The organism is Shewanella sp. BC20 (genome assembly GCF_003129585.1).
Lineage (GTDB): Bacteria > Pseudomonadota > Gammaproteobacteria > Enterobacterales > Shewanellaceae > Shewanella > Shewanella seohaensis.
Genome location: NZ_NHRI01000009.1, coordinates 65,832 through 82,812, shown reverse-complemented (window position 1 = coordinate 82,812; position 16,981 = coordinate 65,832). Strand labels below are relative to the sequence as shown.

Below are 16,981 nucleotides of genomic sequence, written 5' to 3'. Positions count from 1 at the left end.
GTTGAAAGCTTAAGGCGTGGGATTGAGACCAAGCAGTCCAGTCCCCAAAGCCACCAGCAAGAGCAGGATAACCAGTACAGAAAACATCACCCTACGGCCCAAATAGCGGCTCATAGGCACAGGGTGATCAGCGGTTTGATCGTCACCTTTAACCATAATGATTAAGGCTCTGCCTAGGTTAAAAATGATAAACAGTAACAGCAGTACTAAAACACACTTAAAAATGAACGGGATGTTCATACGCTATCCTTATGTTTTGCTGACCAAATTAATTGGATTGCCAAGATATATTTGGTTGCATAGGGCAATGTTGTTACTGCTGATATTGACTGTGGTGGTATTCGTGATTTTGGTCAAGCTGGGTTTGTGGCAAATGGATAGGGCCGCGGAAAAAACCGAACTACTCGCACAAATGGAGGCCAGACAATCCGCTGCCGCACTCAATCCCGAACAGCTCATAGCTGAATTGGCTAAAGGCGGCGTTACAGGCTATCGCCTTGAGGTTCAAGCCAGCCCCGTTAATCCACAAATCTGGTTACTCGACAATCAGGTCTATCAAGGGCAAGTGGGCTATCTCGCCTTTCAATTACTGCAAATAACGTCAGAAAATCAGACAAATCATCGCGAACAACCTTGGCTGTTACTCGAACTCGGCTTTATTGCCGCTAAATCCCACCGAGATGCCTTGCCCGAAGTCAGCCCCATAGTCGGTGAACTGGCTCTTACAGGCCGCCTCTATCAAAAACAGATTAATCCCTTGAGCCATCATTTATTAGCAGAACCCTTCACCACGGAGCAAGGTGAACGGATTCGGTTTCAAAATCTCAATCTGCCCGAGATGGCACAAATGTTAGGGCACCCTATCCTGCCCGCGGTGTTACAACCCGATGCCTTGCCTCAATTACAACCCGCGCAGGCCTTGCCTCACCCTTGGCAGCCTTTCCCGCTCTCGGCCGAAAAACATTGGGGTTATGCATTGCAATGGTTTGCCATGGCAACTGTGTTTGCGGGGCTGATGGGTTGGCAAGCAATGAAATATCTCAAAAAATCACGACAACGGCATCAAGCCGATAAGGAAGCGACTAAGACCGAGTAACAGATACCAGCAAGATTTTAATAAAAAACAATAAAACAAAGCATTAGGGACAATAAGAGGAGCAAATATGGACTCCCAACAAACAGCCAAATACCGCGCATTGGGGTTATTGCTACTGGCCTTTATCGCGCCTGTGGTCATCGCTAAGTTAGTGCTGAGCATGCATTGGTATCAAGGCGGCTCCACCAACCACGGTGAGCTCATCAGCCCAGAAACCAGTTATACCAGTCTTGGCCTTAACAATCCTCAGCCTAAGGAATGGCAACTGTTGTATTTATTGCCCGCAAAGTGCGATGAAGCTTGCCGCGAGCGCTTGTATATCCTGCGTCAGAGCCATACCGCCTTAGGGCCAGATCAGGCTCGTGTCGAACCGCTTATTCTTGTGAATCCAGACAGTGACTTAAGCGCATTAAGCAGCTTTAACTTCAACACTCAGCCCGCCAGCCAAAGTCTTATTCAATGGCTTGACCAACAGCAGTTGATTATTGTCGATCCACTCGGCGCACTCGTGCTGCGTTACCCCCAAGTGCAAGGCAAGGCGGCACATTTAGCTCAGGGTAAGGCCTTGGTCGCGGATCTGCGTAAGTTATTGAAACTATCGAGGGTAGACTAATGCAACTGACTTGGCTCCTACGCGTCACCATAGTCTTTACCCTGTTAGTGATTTTAATGGGGGCTTACACTCGGCTCTCGGACGCAGGGCTTGGCTGCCCAGATTGGCCCGGTTGCTACGGCCATATCAAAGTGCCCACCCACGACCATGAGATCTCCCATGCCCAAACCCTATTTCCTGACCACGATATCCATCCCGAAAAAGCTTGGCTCGAGATGATCCACAGGTATATCGCGGGTGCCTTGGGCATACTAGTGTTACTGATTTTGATCCTTTGCTTAAAAACATCCCAAGCCCCCAAGAAACTACCCTTTGCCATAGTGCTACTCATCATCTTTCAGGCGGCGTTGGGGATGTGGACTGTGACGATGAAATTAATGCCGATTGTCGTGATGTCCCATTTAATTGGCGGCTTTAGCTTGCTCTCGCTCCTGCTCTTACTGTATCTGCGAACACGTCCGAGGCGAATTTTCGAAACCGCTGATATTCACAGTCAGCGTGGTGCGGGCGCAGGATTTAATGGCGCCCATGGTTCGCGGATAGGCTCGAGCCTTAAATTTCTCGGCCAGAGTAAACACCTGCCGAAACTGGCGCTGTTGAGTCTGCTGGTGCTGATAGGTCAGATCATGCTCGGCGCCTGGACCTCCTCCAACTATGCCGCACTCGCTTGCACGGCTTTGCCGATTTGTGAAGGTAATTGGATGGATAATCTCGCCATTGCCGATGCGTTTTCCCCTTTCCAAGGGCAACACCCAAGCTTTGAATTTGGCGTATTGGATTACCATGCCCGCATGACCATTCATATCGCCCACCGCGTTGGCGCCATTATTACCGCCAGTCTATTGTTGCTGCTCGCCTATCGGTTATTTTTCAGCACCCAGCTCAAGGCCCTTAGCCTATTGCTGGTCGCCTTAGTGATACTTCAGGTCAGTTTAGGGATTTCAAACGTGGTGATGCATTTACCACTGGGGATTGCCGTTTCCCACAATGGCGGCGCGGCGCTGTTACTACTCACCTTAGTCGCGATTAACTATTTCCTTTGGCGCAGGGCACCTTAATCATCGGGGGATTTATCATGGCAAAACCACTCTCTATCAGCAGTCACCCCAGTGTCCATTTGGCTTGGCGTGCCTATTTCGAGATGACCAAACCTAAGGTTGTGGCTTTAATGCTGCTCACCGTCTTAGTCGGCATGTGTTTAGCCATGCCTACCATACTGCCAGTCAAACCCTTAGTGGCAGGTTTGCTCGGCATCGCCATGATGGCGGGATCGGCCGCCGCTTTAAACCATCTGATTGATAGGCGAATCGACGGCATGATGGCACGCACTTATAACCGTCCGCTGCCCAAGGGCCGAGTCTCGGCGACGAGGGCGTTGTTGTTCGCGGCACTCTTAGGCAGCCTAGGTTTTGTGATCCTCTATGTTTTTACTAATCCGCTCACCGCTTGGCTGACCTTTGCCAGCTTGATTGGTTACGCCTTGATTTATACCGCCTATTTAAAACGGGCCACACCACAAAACATTGTCATTGGCGGTTTAGCGGGCGCGATGCCGCCACTCTTGGGCTGGACGGCGGTGACGAATCAATTCCATGGTCATGCGCTATTGCTCGTCATCATCATATTCCTGTGGACGCCGCCGCATTTTTGGGCACTGGCAATTCACAGACGCGCAGAATATGCCAAAGTGGATATTCCCATGCTGCCCGTGACCCATGGGGTAGAATTTACTAAGACCTGTATCTTGCTCTATACGATTTTGCTGGCGATAGCTTGTCTATTGCCCGTGTTAGTCGGAATGAGTGGACCGCTCTACTTTGTGTGCTCAAGTTTGCTCAGCACAGGATTTATTTATAAAGCGTGGCAGTTAAAGTATCAGGATTGCGAAGGGCTGGCGATGCAGGTGTTTCGTTTTTCGATTTATCATTTAATGTTGTTATTCATGGCATTACTGCTCGACCACTATCTTTGGGCTTAATGTGCAACGAGCAATAGGGCGAGCATGGTTAAAGGACAAAATATGCAAGCAAGAATCTCCAACAAGATCTTAGTGATAGCGATTCTGTTAATAGGATTGGGTGGACTATTTGCAGTGAAGTTCAATCCACCTAAGCCCGTTGAGTTAGAGAGTGGTTTTTTGTTTCCCGAGGCGTTCGAACTAGCGCCCTTTGAGCTTGTCGATCAACAGCAGAAACCCTTTACTAATGCCAATTTGAAGGATCAATGGAGCCTATTCTTTATCGGCTTTACCTATTGTCCCGATGTCTGTCCGACCACCTTAAACAAGCTCGCCGCCGCCTATCCTGAGCTGAAAAAAATTGCCCCCATTCAAATCGTGTTTTTATCCGTAGATCCGAAGCGGGACACCCCAGAGAAACTCCTCACCTACGTGAATTTCTTTAATCCTGAGTTTAAAGCGGTGACGGGTGAGCAAACCCAAATATTCCCCCTCACCCGCAGCCTAGGGCTCACCTATGCCATGGTCGGCGAAGGGGATAATTATCAAGTCGATCATAGTGCTGGCTATGTACTGGTTTCTCCCCAAGGCACGCGGGTCGCGGTGTTTAAACCCACGGCAGCCTTAGGTAAAGCCCCTCAAGTACTCAACCAGGCCTTGATTAGCGACTTCGATAAAATCGTTAAAAGCTACAAACCTAAATAGCCGCCGCTGACGTGTTACTCTTTAACCCAAGTGCCGTCGTCTTTGGGTCTCACCCATGCCTGCGAAAACCAGTAATAGCCGTTGCGCGTCTTGCTTGGCGCCGTGCAATTGTAGCGCGAGCGACCCGCTGGCAGGGCTAAATCAGCTTGAATACTAAATTCATTATCACTGCTCCAAGTGGGTGTTTTAGCGCCTTGCCCTTGGATATAACACATGACTTGCTTGGCCGAAATATCGCTCATATCCAGCTTAACCTTAAGCTCGGGGCGCCAATGCCCGCCCTTCAGCTCAGGATCGCTAGGCGTTTGCTCAAGCACTGGCATATTAAGGCTGTATAACTTGGCTTTTAGGCTCTTTAGATCCGCATATTGCCCCGCCACAGGAAAGCGCGGCAGCGCCGTGAGTGGTGAGTAAGGCCCCGCCGCACCAGACTGCTGGCCAAAGGCAACGAAGCCATTTTCGGTCAACATATCTTGAATCGCCTGATTGTATTCGCCATAGGGATAGGCCAGCATTTTAAAGTTCTGCCCCGTCGCCTCACGAATCGCGTTTTCGGTGTCCTGAATATTGGCTTTAATTCGTGCCAGCCATTGGCTTGGGGATTCATTGTCTAGCCTGCGGATCAGATGCTCATGGGCCCAACTGTGGTTAGCAATGTCGGCCCCTTCCTTGGAAAGCTTAATCAGCTCATCCCAGGTCATCATCTCGGTAAACTTTTGTTTAATCGGCTCAATCGCCACAAATAGGGTGTAGGGAAAACCAAATTCCTTTAGGATAGGGTGCGCTGTGGTCGCAATGCTGCGATAACCATCATCGAAGGTGATCGCCACCGTTCTTGCGGGTAAATCTTGCTTGTTTTTGATCGCCTCAACCACTTGGGATAAGGGAATAACTTTAAAACCATCGTCCGCCAGAAACTGCATTTGCTCACGAAATTGTGCAGGCGTGACGCTCGTCGCCGCCGGCGTGGTTTCTGACACATGGTGATACTGTAAAATGACCACAGCATGGGCCGAGAAAGTCATCAGCCCTAAGAGTGCCAATAACGCACGTTTAACCATAATGTGAATACCTCTGAAATCAATGACTACCGCAAAATCCACCGCACTCGCGCTCCTGTTGAATGGCACCAAGAATCGCCAGCTGCTCGCGCTTGCCCTGCCGATGATCCTTTCCAATATCACGGTTCCGCTGTTGGGATTGGTCGATACGGCCGTCATCGGGCATTTAAGTGACGCCTATTATTTAGGGGGCGTCGCACTCGGGTCAACGATTATCACATTAATCATTTGGTTATTAGGCTTTTTACGGATGGCGACAACCGGATTGGTCGCACAGGCCTATGGCGCAAACGATACCGCGCGCCAATTAAAGTTGCTGGTCCAAGGCGCCATACTGGCGACTGGGCTGGGTATCGCGGTGATCCTATTACAGATCCCGATACTGAATTTAGCGCTCGGCCTCTCCGAGGCGAGTGTGGAAGTGGAGCGTTATTGCCGAGAATATTTTCAAGTCCGAGTCTGGTCGACGCCATTCGCACTGCTCAATTTAGTGATGCTCGGCTGGCTCCTTGGCAGACAACAGCCCAAGGCGGCCATGTGTCAGCTCATCTTCGCCAACGTAGCCAATATTATCCTCGATGTGTTGTTCGTCTTAGGTTTAGGCTGGGGAGTCAAAGGGGCGGCACTTGCCTCAGTATGTGCGGATATCACCGCCTTTAGCGTTGCGCTCTACATGGTATTACAACAGCTTAAGTTAATACCTCGATTCCAATTTGCCGATATCAGAGTTCACCTGAACTTGTCGGGTTACGGCCAGCTGCTTAGGCTCAATACCGATATTTTTATCCGCAGCCTATGCCTGCAAGCCGCCTTCGCCTTTATGACCTTTCACGGTGCAGGCCTTGGGGATAATACGGTCGCAGCCAATGCCGTCTTGTTGAATTTACTGTTATTAATCGCCTACGCCCTCGATGGCATTGCCTATTATGCCGAGGCGGAAGTGGGCAAAGCCTACGGGCAACAACGCACACAACCACTGTGCGAAGCTGTGCTCCTCGCCTGGTGTTGGTCAGCCATCACAGCCCTAGGTTTTAGCCTGATATTTTATCTTTTGGGAGACCATATCATCGGGCTGCTAACCAATATTGATGAGGTGAGAACCACAGCGCAAATTTATCTGCCTTGGCTGATATTACTGCCGCTTTGGTCTTTTAGTTCCTATCTGTTTGATGGGGTTTATATTGGCGCCGCTAAGGGCAAAGTCATGCGTAATAGCATGATTATCGCCACATTTGGCGCCTTCTTCCCGACATGGTATTTGCTGCAATCGCTGTTGCCTTCCGAACAAGCTAACCATGCACTGTGGGCGGCCATGACGGCCTTTATGCTAACGCGCAGCCTCACCCTAGCGGCACATTATCGCTTTAGCAAGGCATTTATTCTTAATTAGTTCTGTAAAGACAGTAGCTTACTTAAGGTTATCCCATTAAGATACGCGGCATTATTGTAATAAAATTGTGATGCGCTATGAAAAGGATTTTACCTTTGTTACTCCTGTGGCTAAGTCTGCCACTGCTTGCTCAAACGGTACCACAGCTTCCGGTCGAGGCTTTTGCCAGTATTCCCGATGTCAGCTCAGTCCAACTGTCGCCCGATGGCAAAAAAATTGCCTCTATCGTTCGGGTCGACCAGCCCAAACTTAAGGGCACTGTGGTCAGTATTCTCGATTTAGAAACGGGCAACAAAGACTACGCGATTCACACCGATAACCAGAAGTTTGTCCTGCTGTCATTACAGTGGGCAAATGACACTACTTTGCTGATCAGTGCTAAGTTTCCGGCAAACCGCTACGGTACACCGACCACAGAAACTCGCTTGGTGAAGTACGATTTAACTACACGAAAAACCACGAGCGTACTCGCCCGTAGCGTCATCGACCGACTCAGTTGGATCCCCCAACATCAGGGACAGATTATCGATATGATGCCGGATGACCCCGATAATATCTTGCTCTCCCTCGATGGTATGGGCGAAGAAGTGGGCGAAGACAGCGTGCTGAGAGTCAATCTCTCGCAGGGAAAATCCGCATTTATTCAAAACTCTAAACGTAAAATCATCGGCTGGATTACCGACAGGCAGCACAAGGTCCGTATCTCCATCTATAACGATGACACTGAATATAGGATCTACGAGCAACCCGAACAAAAGGCAGAGCCACGCTTACTCTGGACCTTTAAAGCCTTCTCCGACGAAAGCGTCTGGCCACTGGGCTTCGATGCCGACCCCAACATCTTATTCGTACGCGCCTATCACCAAGGCTTTGAAGCTATCTTCAAGGTGAATTTAACCGATCCTAAGCTCACGAAGGAACTGGTGTACGCCAACGAAGATACCGATGTTGAAGGCAATCTCATCTATTCAGAACTCAAGAAAAAAGTCATTGGGGTCAGTGAAGGCGACGGCGAAGAATATACCTTCTGGGATCCTGAGTATGCGGGTCTGCAAAATGGGTTGAAAGCGGTATTGCCCAATGCCCATAACTACATCACCCAATTTAGCGCGGATGAACGCCGCTATATCGTCTACTCCACCAGTTCGACTCAACCTGGCACCTATTACTTCGGCGATAGGGATGAAAAGGCACTGTTTCCGATTGCCGATAGATATAGCCAGCTAAGTAGCGAGCAACTCGCCGACACTCAATATCTGAGCTACGAAGCGCGGGATAAACTCAAAATCGATGCTTACCTGACAGTGCCAAAGGGCCTCGAAGCCAAGCAACTCCCCACCATTATCTTCCCCCACGGCGGACCGATTAGTTTCGACAGTAACGACTTCGATTATTGGTCGCAGTTTTTCGCCAACCGTGGTTACGCGGTATTTCGAATGAACTTTAGGGGCTCGGCGGGCTACGGCTATGAGTTTATGAAGGCCGGCCTCAAAAGCTGGGGACTCGAAATGCAAAACGATGTGGAAGATGGTACACGTTACTTAATCAATCAAGGGATTAGCGATCCACAGCGTATCTGTATCGTCGGCGCGAGTTATGGTGGTTATGCCGCCTTAATGGGCGCGGCGATGACACCTGATCTGTACCGCTGCGCGGTCAGTGTGGCAGGCGTAACAGACGTGGCTTACCTGGTAAAATCCAGTCGCCGTTTCACCAATTATGAAGTTGTTAAAGAACAAATTGGTGATGATTTTAGCGCCCTCTATGAACGCTCACCCGTCAGTAAAGCCGATAAGATCACTATCCCGGTATTACTACTGCATGGCGATAAGGATCGAGTGGTTAAGGTGCAACATAGTCGCGAAATGTTCGACGAACTGAAATCACGTAAGAAAAACGTCGAATATATTGAGCTCGAAAATGGCGACCATTATTTAAGTAACAATGACCATAGGTTAACTACCTTCAAAGCACTTGATAAGTTTTTAGCCGACAATCTGAAAACCCAGCTGTAGCTACAAAACGCCATAAAAAAACGCGACTCAAGGTCGCGTTTTTTTATTCAGTTCAACACCCGCTTAAGCGTAAGAATGCGCACCGTGTTGGTGATCGGTCACATCGCTCACACCTGAGAGTTCACCTGGGAACATATCGAGTAGTTGCTTCTCGATACCATCTTTTAGGGTGATATCAACTTGCGAACAACCGTTACAACCACCGCCAAACTGCAGTACTGCTACGCCTTCTTGGGTGATTTCAACCAGCATGATGTTACCACCATGGCTTGCCAGTTGTGGGTTGATTTCAGATTGGATCACATACTCAACACGCTCGGCTAAAGGCGCATCTGAAGCCACTTTACGCATTTTAGCGTTAGGGGCTTTAAGGGTTAATTGCGAACCTAATTGATCGGTCACGAAGTCGATTGAGGCTTCTTCTAAGAAAGGCGCACTCTTCTCGTCAACCATAGCGCTAAAGCCATTGAATTCTAATTCAATATCATCGCTTTCAACGGCGTCAGGCGGGCAGTAAGACACGCCACACTCGGCTTGTGCGGTACCTGGACTGATCACAAATACGCGAATATGAGTGCCTTCAGGTTGATCGGCTAACAACTTTACAAAATGGGCCTGAGCCGCATCGGAAATAGTAATCATGGAAACCAGCTCCGTCAGGGGATACCTGAGTGTTTTAGTAAGAATTAGGCGTATGATACTCCTACTCACACGCGCTTTGTAGTCCCTAGGGTAGCAAGTTCTGGAATTTTGCTAAATCCATCACGCTTTCACGCTCAGATAAAGGGCTCAAATAAATGAGTAAAATATCCTTCTTTCAAGGCAAAAAAGCGACCGAAAGGCCGCTTTTACTTGCAACAAACCATGCTCTACTTAGCAGCTTCTTGGCCTGCAATACGACCAAACACAATAATATCTGTGTACGCATTACCACCTAGTCGGTTTGTACCGTGGGTTAAGCCTGTCACTTCACCTGCGGCAAACAAACCAGGAATAATATTTCCTTTTTCATCTAGCACACGAGTGTGAGTATCAACCACAAGCCCCCCCATAGTGTGGTGCACAGAAGGAGTCGCTTTTAAAATCCAATATGGTCCTTTGCTTAAATCGACTAAACCAGAGCGATGGTTAAAGGCTTCATCCTTGCCAGTTGCGGCATAGTGATTAACGTCTTTAATCGTTGCTAATAGCTTATCTTCAGGAATATTAAAGACTTTGGCCGCTTCTTCTAAGGTATCAACCTTGTACATTAGCCCATCTTTGGTAAATTCTTTCAGTTCGCCTTGGTGCATTTCAACCGTATGGGCAACGTCCTCGATAGCTTGATTCCATAACACATAGGTATAACGTCCTGGCTGTGCCAGAATGGCCTGCGAAATCACATCTCGGCGGTCCAGTTCTTCCACAAAACGCTCACCATTCTGGTTAATTAGCACAGCTCCAAAAAAACGTGCATCAGCAATCAGCGCAATCGCACCTGATGTAGGGCTACAAATAGGATATGACTGGATATAGCCCATGTTTTTAGCAGCCGCGTGAATCTTCTCCGCCATAACAATCCCATCACCAGTACCACCTGAATGTCCCGTACTGCCGTAACGCTCATCTAACTCAGGGTTGTATTTCTTACGCATTTCCATATTTGATGAGAAGCCACCGGTGGCAACAATCACACCGCGTTTAGCATGATAAGTGATGGTTTTACCATTGTGAGTCGCCTCGACGCCAACAACCCGCCCCGTTTGATCTTGAAGTAATCGCTCCGCTTTGGTGTTGGTGTGAATAGGTAAACCAACTTCTTCAGCTTTAATAGAAAACTTACTGATCACTTCAGCACCGGTGTGGCCTTTAGGGATTAAAGCCCGTTTAACGCTATGTCCACCAAATTGGAATAATTGGTCGGGATAAAACTCAACTTTTACATAATCCCTTAACCACTCTGCGGCCTCGACGGCATTGTCTGCCATGGTCTTAACCATTTCGGGATCGCCCTTAAAGTCCCCACCTTTTAAGGTATCGCTGATAAACAACTCTTTGCTATCAGTTATACCCATGTTTTTCTGTACCCAGCTTCCGGCCACATTCATCTCAGCACCAGAAATCAATGAGTTACCACCAACGATCGGCATTTTTTCAATAATAACAGCCGTTCGACCTGCAGCCATAGCCTCTAAGCCCGCACTAAATCCAGCCCCACCCGAACCAATCACCACAACGTCATAGGTATATTCGGTCGGTGTCACAGCTTCCGTTTTTTTTGCGGCAGCAACTGCTGCCAATGTGACGCCTGCGGCTTCGATACTTTTACTGACGGCTTCTTTAAGTGCATTCGATGTCACTGTCGCCCCAGTAATACCGTCAACATCGACAGAGTTGTTATCAATAATCGCTTGCTTCACATCACGAAATACTGCTCCCGCAAGAACTTTATTTTCCTTTTGCTTGAGTACATCAATCGCAACGATATGACCGTCTTTAAATGTGGTTTCAACCTGCACTTCGCCATGCTTACCTTGAGCCGTGCCTTGGCTTTTGACTATTTGATGTGTCACTTGACAACCCGCGACCACAATGAGTGCAGTAATAGCAAGACCTATGATGGATTGTTTATAATGCATTACAGTCCCTCTGTATTAAATGTATAGAAATTTTAAAATCAACATGAATTATAAGTAATATACTTATTTAAAATATTTAGTAGCTTATTTTATTCAAAACTGATAACCGACAGACACACCACATTCAATTCCATCATTATATTGTGCCCCCCAACTGTCATAATGGGTAAGATGCAGTTTGGTGTATATTAAATCAGTCAAACTCGTCTGCAACGTAGTTATAATTTGGTGACCATAACTTTCATAAGAAAATAGTTCCTGATGCGCCTTATCCCGATCAATCTGAGCCTCGTAATTTAGATTAAGGCTATGTTTAGCCCCTAATAGTTCAAATGGATATTTTGCATTTACAACAAGTGCGTAGCCGGATAAATCGTTAAACTTCTCTGATGTAGGAGAGAAATTGCCAAAGGTATAATTAAAGCCAACACCATAATTTAATGATAGAGACTTGAATTTTGTATTATGTGTTAAACCTAGATAAAGATTGTCTTCGACTAAGGTTTCACTAGCTGATATAAAGTTTTGCGTCCAAAAATTGAAGTTAGATTCACCTAGCTGATTTTCTAGTATCATTAATGACTTAAGTGTTGTTTTCCCATCCTTATTTTTCTGATTCTCGGCCAGTTCTGCAGGGTTTTCTAATTTTATATTCGCAAAATAGGTCCCCCAATCCCCAATCCCTAAATGATTTAATTTAACAAATGGTTGATTAAATACCCCTGGGTTATCATCTTTTGTACTCTCGGTATAAAACTTATAACCCAGATCTACACTAGTTTTAGTAACATCGGCATAGGCTGAAGCACTAATGAAAATTGTGCTTAATAAAGCGGACACCATACTTTTATTCAACATAAATCCTCCACACCATTATGTCTGACCAGACAGTAGTCTCCTCACCATAAAAATGATTTTTTAGTAGAGAAACCATTTAATGATATTTTTACTACAATCAAGTAAAAGGCTATGTGATCTATGATTTAAAAGTTTTTTGATTTGGAAATGTGTGTGGTTTTACGCAGTAAAACTACACTTTAAATATACTTATTTTATTTCTAACCTTGATATAAACAGATTATTTTCTGATGATATTTCAAAAATCCACCCTAATTGTTGCGCTAACCGCCTGACCAACAGTAAACCTAGCCCAAAACCACTATTGCCTTGTCCACTATACGAGTTAACTATCTCTATTGAATGTCCACTTTGAGTGATATGTATATTAGCACCACCATGCTCCATGCTATTTCTTAACAAATTACTGATAACAATTCGTAGCGGATGCAGCTGTACTAATAATCGTGTGCTATCTGTCACTAACTGTATATTTCGATCTAGTCCATGCACTCGTTTTTGCTCCTCAACAATATTAAAAAGCAAGGGATAGATAGCTACTACCTCCTTTTCCATAACAACGCATTCTTTATTCGTTAGCCAGAGTAATGTTTCAATAAGTGACTTCATTTGCCCTGTTGCTTGAGAAGCATTTAGAGTTGCACCAGTGAGTTCTCCTTGTTGCAGGGTAAGAATTTCAAATGATGACTGACATATCGCAACGGGTGTACGTAACTCATGGCTAGCAAAGCGTAAAAAATTTAACTCTCGCAGCTGAGCTTCCTGGAGTTGTAATATCGAGTTATCTAAGGCATCAACAATAGCCCTTAACTCAGCATATTCCTGTTCGGGTAACCTTAATTTTTTCCCACCAATCCAATCATGCTGCTTTATTGCATGGCTAATCTGACGAATAGGAGTGATCACTTTACTTTGCATATAAAAAGCAAGACCAGCACTCGCAGAAAAAGTAATTAATATCAGAAGTAAAATTGCCGTCATATTTTTGGGTGCAAATTGTAAATCATGGGTTACATTGATATGCAACCAAATATAGAGAGCTATATTATCTTTCGTGTAATACACACTTAATGCATCAACATAGGGGCCTTCAGCATGCTCATATACAATCTTATTAGTATCAGAGAGGGCTTTATTATTAGTCAGTGCCCGAATGTTCGAAGGGAGCTCATGCCAATTAGCATAGACGGTAAGATTATCCGTTTTTAGAATGGGTTGTTTAACTGAAGGTTTATGCGACTGAGTGCTTTCAGCTAATTCTAATATTAATTCAGCAGATTGCCCCGCATTATGAACCGTGATTTTATGCATCGAAATCATCCCGGCACACATCATGCAGAGAGGGATAAAGCTATTAACCGCTAATGTGATTAATAGGAAAATAACACCCCATACTTGGTAGCTTCGCTTAAGGCTAAGCTTAGGAACTTGCATCAGAGTCATCTCTAAGACTTAATCCAACCCCACGAATCGTATGCAGCAATTGGTGTTCGAAGGGCTTATCGAGCACTCTACGTAGAAGATGAACATGGCTGCGTAGGCTATCACTATCCGGAATACTATCAGGCCAAATCAATCGCTCAATTTCTTCTCGACTGACCGTTTCTGGGCTGCGCCGCGCTAATAACGCTAAGATCTGCCAACCTGTTTTAGATAACGTAAGCAATAGTCCTTGGCGATAAACCAGATGATTCCCAAAATCTATTTCTAGATCACCGATGGTGAGACGTTGAGGCGCAGGTCGACGCTGGGCAACCACTTTTAGTCGTGCAACCAACTCTTCCATCGCAAAAGGCTTTACTAGGTAATCGTCAGCCCCAACCGCAAACCCACTCAAACGTTCTTTAAGGCTACTGCGTGCAGTTAACATAATCACGGGTGAAGTAATGCACTGTGCTTTCCACCGTTCACACGCTTTTATTCCATCACCGTCCGGTAAATTAAGATCCAGGATAATAGCGTCAAATTGTTGCCGGCTAATGAGCATATCTGCTTGGGCTAAATTAAATGCGTAATCACACTCAATGCCACTTAACTCAAGATATTGAATGATGTTACTTGATAACAGCCGATTATCCTCAACCAGTAATATCAACATATTTAAATCAACTCATATTGGTGCGCCAAATGAACCAAGTTTGCCCTATTAGCTGCACCAAATTTTTTCCGCATGGTTTCCATATGATATTCAACTCCTCTAACACTTATCGGGAGCTGAGTAGAAATTTCATCGTTTTGCAAACCATTTGCAACCATTTGCAAAATATCTCTGGCATTTTCTTTTATCAGGGGACTTTGTAAAAATGGATTGAATTGGGGTTTGTTGAATTCAAATAGTTTGTGTTGCGCATCCTTTAACGTATCTGCTAATCCGTCTAACATTAGGTCTGAATTATTTCGGTGACTCAGTAGTATAAAACGACCAGTCCAACGACATTGCTTGTGACACGCAATAGGCCAACTCAGGACAGTCTGAATATTGTGCTTATTAAACAGTACGCTTGCCTTATTGTTTTTTTCACTTATAAATTTATATGCGTAGGGTTTTGATGTGTCGAGTGAAAAACCAAAATTAGCATCACTAGCGGCCACTTGATTTAAATAAAAGCGCTGTAATTGAGCAACCACAGGTGAAGAAGCTACGCTAGCGGTCGGTTTACGCAATGCCGTTGGGGAAAATAAACTGGTATCTTTCGGAAAATGATAGTTTTCATAAGCACAGTGTGGGATCCCCTGAAACCAAAAACCACTAAAACCGTGCAGTTTCAATGAAGCACTAATTTCCTGAATAACGTCTTGTAACGTCGATACCCTATTTGCATTTGATAGAGCCTGTTTAGCTTCCATAAATACCCCCAAACCAAATAATAAAGGAAGGTATCTCAATACAAATAATAAACAAAACCTATTGATACATATACTTACATCTGATCCCAAAAATAAAACTTATTTTTTATTTGTCGTTTTTTTGACATTGTTTTGACGTAAGCAAAGGTAAAATGCATTGCCGCTTGCCTACTCCTCAAACGCTTCCAATAAACCCGGTGCTTCGGCTCTGGCGATACACCATATTTGCACTTGTATATATCGCGCCTCGAACAAGCGGGCAATTTCTGCCACTGTGGTCCCCGTGGTGACCACATCGTCCACCAGCGCAATCCGTTGATAGGCAAAATCGGCATTTAACTCAAAAGCATCCTGTAGATTTCGCCGGCGCTGTGCGCCATTGAGTCCGGCTTGTGGGCGGGTATCCTGCCGCCGAATTAATCCGTCACTGACCAGTGGCAGCGAGAGCTGCTTCGATAATTCATGGGCAATTAACCATGCTTGATTAAATCCACGTTGGCGCAGCCGATTCGGATGTAAAGGGACTGGCACTATGGCCTGCGGTAGAGTGATTAAGTCTTGTTGTTCGAGCTGACCAATGCGCGCCACTAAGGCTTGGCACAATATGGGTAAAGCGGCGAGTTGCCCCTGATATTTAATGGCCGCTATCCAAGGGCCAAAGCCTTGATGATAACTACAAGGTGCGATGACTTTTCGCGGTTGATGCCGTAGGCACTCACCGCAATATTCGAGTTCAAGCGGCATGGATTTTCCACAACCTAAACAAATTGGGCTGTGATATAAGCCCGTTTGCAGGCATATCTGGCAAAATCCGGCTTCCTTTGCATTGAGGGATTGGTGGCACAGTAAGCAGCGGTTAGGTAAACTGCCCGCCAAGTAACGCTGCCCCAAATGCGAAACTATGCGTAACAGCTTCGCCCCCTGTTGCGACCAAGTCCATTTGCTATCGCCCGACATACAACTTCCTATTAGAGGTATTTTAGTGAACTCTGCGACGCCAGCCCATCATCCGCAACTGCGTATCGACACCCGAGGCCAAGGGCCGGATCTGGTCATGCTCCATGGTTGGGGTGTTAATAGCGCCGTCTTCACGCCGCTCCATGAGCAGCTTTCTGAGTATAGAGTCCACTATGTCGATCTGCCGGGCTTTGGCTTAAGTCAGCCAATCGCGGGCGATTTATCGACTTGGGTGGATGCGCTAATTCATGCCTTACCCGCCAATGCGATTTGGGCCGGCTGGTCACTGGGTGGATTAGTAGCCACCCAAGCCGCCATAAGCTATCCATCCCATGTCAGAGGATTAATGACTATCGCCTCCTCGCCCTGTTTTATGGCGAGGGAGGAAGAAGCATGGCCCGGCATTCCACCGCAGGTGCTCAGCATGTTTGGCGAGCAGCTTGGGCAAAATTTACCAAAAACGATTGAGCGCTTTTTAGCGATTCAGGCCATGGGCAGCGAAACCGCCAAAGACGATATTAAGCAGCTGCGGGATTTAGTGCTAGCGCGTCCGTTACCCGATGCTGCCGCCTTGACTCAAGGTTTGGATATGTTGAATCAAATCGATCTTAGGCCACATCTCTCGGCGATACAGCAACCTTGGCTTAGGATCTGGGGGCGACTCGATGGACTCGTGCCCAAACGCGTACAACCTAAGATGCCAACCGCAAACCAGATCACCGATGTGATGCTTGCCAGGGCATCCCACGCACCGTTTGTTTCCCACAGAGAAGAATTTTTACAGGCAATCACACCTTGGCTGGCGCAATTTAGGGACTAGTGCTTTATCTTTGCACAATAAGTGGCTAGTATTTAACCATTAAG

The 16,981-nt window shown here is 46.4% G+C and carries 17 protein-coding genes; 8 read left to right on the top strand and 9 right to left on the bottom strand.

The annotated features are described in order from the left end of the window. Positions 1-9 precede the first annotated feature (9 nt). Positions 10-240: a DUF2909 family protein gene (locus tag CBX96_RS11040; RefSeq protein WP_041412864.1), complete on the bottom strand. Its 231-nt coding sequence runs from the start codon at positions 238-240 to the stop codon at positions 10-12. Between CBX96_RS11040 and CBX96_RS11035 the strand changes: the two genes are divergently transcribed. The 5 genes from CBX96_RS11035 to CBX96_RS11015 all read left to right on the top strand — a co-directional run bounded on the left by CBX96_RS11035 (position 185) and on the right by CBX96_RS11015 (position 4,371). Further along, positions 185-1,096 carry an SURF1 family protein gene (locus CBX96_RS11035; RefSeq protein ID WP_181382192.1) on the top strand — a complete coding sequence of 304 codons (912 nt, stop codon included), beginning with the start codon at positions 185-187 and terminating at the stop codon, positions 1,094-1,096. The genes CBX96_RS11040 and CBX96_RS11035 overlap by 56 nt on opposite strands. A gap of 67 nt (positions 1,097-1,163) precedes the next feature. After that, positions 1,164-1,709: a hypothetical protein gene (locus CBX96_RS11030; protein ID WP_023266448.1), complete on the top strand. Its 546-nt coding sequence runs from the start codon at positions 1,164-1,166 to the stop codon at positions 1,707-1,709. Continuing rightward, a complete protein-coding gene (locus CBX96_RS11025) occupies positions 1,709-2,767 on the top strand; it encodes a heme A synthase (RefSeq protein WP_109286723.1) in 1,059 nt (352 codons plus the stop codon). The genes CBX96_RS11030 and CBX96_RS11025 overlap by 1 nt, the downstream gene beginning before the upstream one ends. 17 nt (positions 2,768-2,784) lie before the next feature. After that, complete coding sequence (cyoE, locus tag CBX96_RS11020; protein ID WP_089068794.1) at positions 2,785-3,687, top strand: heme o synthase; 903 nt, start codon at positions 2,785-2,787, stop codon at positions 3,685-3,687. A gap of 54 nt (positions 3,688-3,741) precedes the next feature. Next, positions 3,742-4,371 carry an SCO family protein gene (locus CBX96_RS11015; RefSeq protein WP_161629207.1) on the top strand — a complete coding sequence of 210 codons (630 nt, stop codon included), beginning with the start codon at positions 3,742-3,744 and terminating at the stop codon, positions 4,369-4,371. A gap of 14 nt (positions 4,372-4,385) precedes the next feature. Here the strand turns inward: CBX96_RS11015 and CBX96_RS11010 are convergent, their stop codons facing one another. Continuing rightward, a complete protein-coding gene (locus CBX96_RS11010) occupies positions 4,386-5,432 on the bottom strand; it encodes a polysaccharide deacetylase family protein (protein WP_109286722.1) in 1,047 nt (348 codons plus the stop codon). A 22-nt stretch (positions 5,433-5,454) separates the two neighbouring features. Between CBX96_RS11010 and CBX96_RS11005 the strand changes: the two genes are divergently transcribed. Together CBX96_RS11005 and CBX96_RS11000 are read left to right on the top strand one after the other, a co-directional pair. Next, positions 5,455-6,822, top strand: coding sequence for an MATE family efflux transporter (locus CBX96_RS11005; protein ID WP_109286721.1), 1,368 nt, complete (start codon positions 5,455-5,457; stop codon positions 6,820-6,822). Between the two features lie 77 nt (positions 6,823-6,899). Then, positions 6,900-8,837 carry a S9 family peptidase gene (locus CBX96_RS11000; RefSeq protein WP_109286720.1) on the top strand — a complete coding sequence of 646 codons (1,938 nt, stop codon included), beginning with the start codon at positions 6,900-6,902 and terminating at the stop codon, positions 8,835-8,837. A 63-nt stretch (positions 8,838-8,900) separates the two neighbouring features. Here the strand turns inward: CBX96_RS11000 and nfuA are convergent, their stop codons facing one another. The 7 genes from nfuA to CBX96_RS10965 form a co-directional block, all read right to left on the bottom strand. Next, complete coding sequence (gene nfuA, locus CBX96_RS10995; protein WP_011624525.1) at positions 8,901-9,479, bottom strand: Fe-S biogenesis protein NfuA; 579 nt, start codon at positions 9,477-9,479, stop codon at positions 8,901-8,903. A gap of 227 nt (positions 9,480-9,706) precedes the next feature. Further along, on the bottom strand, positions 9,707-11,455 hold the full coding sequence (gene urdA / locus CBX96_RS10990; protein ID WP_089068798.1) for a urocanate reductase: 1,749 nt from the start codon (positions 11,453-11,455) through the stop codon (positions 9,707-9,709). Positions 11,456-11,548: 93 nt separating this feature from the next. Continuing rightward, positions 11,549-12,313, bottom strand: coding sequence for an outer membrane protein OmpK (locus tag CBX96_RS10985; RefSeq protein WP_109286719.1), 765 nt, complete (start codon positions 12,311-12,313; stop codon positions 11,549-11,551). A 189-nt stretch (positions 12,314-12,502) separates the two neighbouring features. Next, positions 12,503-13,747, bottom strand: coding sequence for a HAMP domain-containing sensor histidine kinase (locus tag CBX96_RS10980; protein WP_109286783.1), 1,245 nt, complete (start codon positions 13,745-13,747; stop codon positions 12,503-12,505). Continuing rightward, positions 13,734-14,411, bottom strand: coding sequence for a response regulator transcription factor (locus CBX96_RS10975; protein ID WP_109286718.1), 678 nt, complete (start codon positions 14,409-14,411; stop codon positions 13,734-13,736). The genes CBX96_RS10980 and CBX96_RS10975 overlap by 14 nt, the downstream gene beginning before the upstream one ends. Positions 14,412-14,413: 2 nt before the next feature. Next, a complete protein-coding gene (locus CBX96_RS10970) occupies positions 14,414-15,160 on the bottom strand; it encodes a helix-turn-helix transcriptional regulator (RefSeq protein WP_109286717.1) in 747 nt (248 codons plus the stop codon). Positions 15,161-15,328: 168 nt separating this feature from the next. Further along, positions 15,329-16,117 (bottom strand): ComF family protein, encoded by a 789-nt coding sequence (locus CBX96_RS10965; protein ID WP_181382191.1) that lies wholly within the window; start codon positions 16,115-16,117, stop codon positions 15,329-15,331. Between the two features lie 25 nt (positions 16,118-16,142). On the opposite strand from CBX96_RS10965, the gene bioH reads away from it, so the two are divergent. Then, positions 16,143-16,937, top strand: a complete 795-nt coding sequence (gene bioH / locus CBX96_RS10960; RefSeq protein ID WP_109286716.1) for a pimeloyl-ACP methyl ester esterase BioH — start codon at positions 16,143-16,145, stop codon at positions 16,935-16,937. Positions 16,938-16,981: the final 44 nt, after the last annotated feature.

What these genes read in the sequence shown, in the direction of transcription:
- CBX96_RS11035 (WP_181382192.1), top strand. Translation starts at nt 185, where the DNA reads ATGATAAACAGTAACAGCAGTACTAAAACACACTTAAAAATGAACGGG.
- CBX96_RS11040 (WP_041412864.1), bottom strand. Translation starts at nt 240, where the DNA reads ATGAACATCCCGTTCATTTTTAAGTGTGTTTTAGTACTGCTGTTACTG.
- CBX96_RS11030 (WP_023266448.1), top strand. Translation starts at nt 1,164, where the DNA reads ATGGACTCCCAACAAACAGCCAAATACCGCGCATTGGGGTTATTGCTA.
- CBX96_RS11025 (WP_109286723.1), top strand. Translation starts at nt 1,709, where the DNA reads ATGCAACTGACTTGGCTCCTACGCGTCACCATAGTCTTTACCCTGTTA.
- cyoE (WP_089068794.1), top strand. Translation starts at nt 2,785, where the DNA reads ATGGCAAAACCACTCTCTATCAGCAGTCACCCCAGTGTCCATTTGGCT.
- CBX96_RS11010 (WP_109286722.1), bottom strand. Translation starts at nt 5,432, where the DNA reads ATGGTTAAACGTGCGTTATTGGCACTCTTAGGGCTGATGACTTTCTCG.
- CBX96_RS11005 (WP_109286721.1), top strand. Translation starts at nt 5,455, where the DNA reads ATGACTACCGCAAAATCCACCGCACTCGCGCTCCTGTTGAATGGCACC.
- CBX96_RS11000 (WP_109286720.1), top strand. Translation starts at nt 6,900, where the DNA reads ATGAAAAGGATTTTACCTTTGTTACTCCTGTGGCTAAGTCTGCCACTG.
- nfuA (WP_011624525.1), bottom strand. Translation starts at nt 9,479, where the DNA reads ATGATTACTATTTCCGATGCGGCTCAGGCCCATTTTGTAAAGTTGTTA.
- urdA (WP_089068798.1), bottom strand. Translation starts at nt 11,455, where the DNA reads ATGCATTATAAACAATCCATCATAGGTCTTGCTATTACTGCACTCATT.
- CBX96_RS10985 (WP_109286719.1), bottom strand. Translation starts at nt 12,313, where the DNA reads ATGTTGAATAAAAGTATGGTGTCCGCTTTATTAAGCACAATTTTCATT.
- CBX96_RS10980 (WP_109286783.1), bottom strand. Translation starts at nt 13,747, where the DNA reads ATGCAAGTTCCTAAGCTTAGCCTTAAGCGAAGCTACCAAGTATGGGGT.
- CBX96_RS10975 (WP_109286718.1), bottom strand. Translation starts at nt 14,411, where the DNA reads ATGTTGATATTACTGGTTGAGGATAATCGGCTGTTATCAAGTAACATC.
- CBX96_RS10970 (WP_109286717.1), bottom strand. Translation starts at nt 15,160, where the DNA reads ATGGAAGCTAAACAGGCTCTATCAAATGCAAATAGGGTATCGACGTTA.
- CBX96_RS10965 (WP_181382191.1), bottom strand. Translation starts at nt 16,117, where the DNA reads ATGTCGGGCGATAGCAAATGGACTTGGTCGCAACAGGGGGCGAAGCTG.